General features: G+C 63.9%; 1 protein-coding gene. It reads left to right on the top strand.

Features of this window, described 5'->3' with window-relative positions; translation table 11 throughout:
• Nucleotides 1-255 (top strand): proton-conducting transporter membrane subunit (locus tag MWC30_RS22390; RefSeq protein WP_260101308.1); only part of this gene is annotated, 255 nt, incomplete at both ends.

The raw sequence follows: 255 nt of genomic DNA, 5'->3' as shown, positions 1-255 counted from the left end.
CCTTCATGAACATCGGGGCCTTCGCCCTCATCACGGTGCTCGGGGGCAAGGGCGAGGAGCGGGTGCGGGTGCGGGATTACCGGGGCCTCGGGTACAGGCACCCGTGGGCGGCCATCGCCATGAGCCTCTTTTTGTTCTCCCTCGCCGGTATTCCCCCGACGGGCGGGTTCATGGGGAAATTTTACATCTTCTCGGCCGCGGTGAAGGAGGGCTACATCGGGCTTGCCGTCATCGGGGTTCTCAACAGCGTCGTAT

The sequence above is a fragment of the Desulforhabdus sp. TSK genome (assembly GCF_022836495.1).
Classification (GTDB): domain Bacteria; phylum Desulfobacterota; class Syntrophobacteria; order Syntrophobacterales; family Syntrophobacteraceae; genus Desulforhabdus.
The sequence above is the reverse complement of the archived record's forward strand: the minus strand, read 5'-3'. Positions and strand labels throughout refer to the sequence as shown.